At 60.7% G+C, this 997-nt stretch carries 1 protein-coding gene and 2 pseudogenes; 1 reads left to right on the top strand and 2 read right to left on the bottom strand.

The features are described 5' to 3' along the window. Positions 1 to 127, top strand: a 127-nt coding sequence (locus F7R02_RS25520) for an integrase core domain-containing protein (RefSeq protein ID WP_151210081.1), incomplete at its 5' end; no start/stop codon positions are given. A gap of 14 nt (positions 128 to 141) precedes the next feature. Here F7R02_RS25520 and F7R02_RS27665 read toward each other — a convergent pair. Both F7R02_RS27665 and F7R02_RS25535 read right to left on the bottom strand, forming a co-directional pair. After that, positions 142 to 264, bottom strand: a pseudogene (locus tag F7R02_RS27665) (SymE family type I addiction module toxin); the annotation flags it as partial. A 627-nt stretch (positions 265 to 891) separates the two neighbouring features. Next, positions 892 to 997: pseudogene (locus F7R02_RS25535) on the bottom strand (IS5/IS1182 family transposase); the annotation flags it as partial.

Here is a 997-nt window from a genome sequence, read left to right on the forward strand (position 1 = left end):
CACCGAAATCGAACGCTGGCGACGCGAATACAACGAGGACCGACCCAAGAAGGCGATCGGCGGCATGACCCCGGCTGCTTATGCCCAACATCTGGCAAACACCGATATCATTACCCCCGGACTCTAAACCAAACCACTACTCAGGGTGGGGGGACGTCGGGGTTCCACAACAACCCACTGCACCCGTTTGGGCGGCGCGGGGCGCGTACTTGTGCGGGTGGGCCGTTCGCTGGCAGATGCCGTGTTTGGGCGGCGGCGTGTCATGGCGCCTCCGGCTGGTGGCGGGTGATGGATGCGGCAACGCACTGCTGCAACCCCACTGCACTACGTGCTGACCTGCAACCCGAGGTGTGCGGCAATACAGCGAGCTGGCGACTCAATAGATGCGTAGAAGAGTCGTTCACCTGCTCGACAGCCGCGCGTGCATCGAGCCGGCGCAGCACATCGCCCATATCCCAACGCAGGCGGTGAGCAGAGGCTGGCAACAGATCAACCGGCACAGATGCCGGCATGGATGGTGCGGTAGACATGGCAACGCCCTCCTGGAACAACCCAAGAACCGCCGCCAACGACGACGGGATGTCGGGAGGTTCGAAACCGCAGAGAGCCGGCGGGCGTATTCCCCTTGCGGGTGTTGTATTAGCCGCCCTCCCGACGCAGGCGTTGCGTCGGCTTGTACCTGCAGCATGCAGACACAAAAAACCCACCGGTTTGACGGAGGTGGGTACCGCTCTCTGAGGAGTTTCGACGCTCCTTGATACGCCCAGGATTTCTTAGGGAAGGTCTGAATAACGAGGCCTGAGAGTGCGGGATGTCGCGTCGTTCCGAAGAGTGGCGTTTGAATCTTTGGAATTTCGCCATTTCTGGCGCTTTCCGTGGGAATTTCCTGGTTTACAGGCGCACGCTCCCCATAGCCGGCAGCAACTGCTTTCGCTTCATCCACAGATTGGAGAGCGCAAACAAGGTCAGCACGTGTGCGGTGTTTTTGGCCAGGCCG

Source organism: Xanthomonas cissicola (assembly GCF_008801575.1).
Taxonomy (GTDB): Bacteria; Pseudomonadota; Gammaproteobacteria; order Xanthomonadales; family Xanthomonadaceae; genus Xanthomonas; species Xanthomonas cissicola.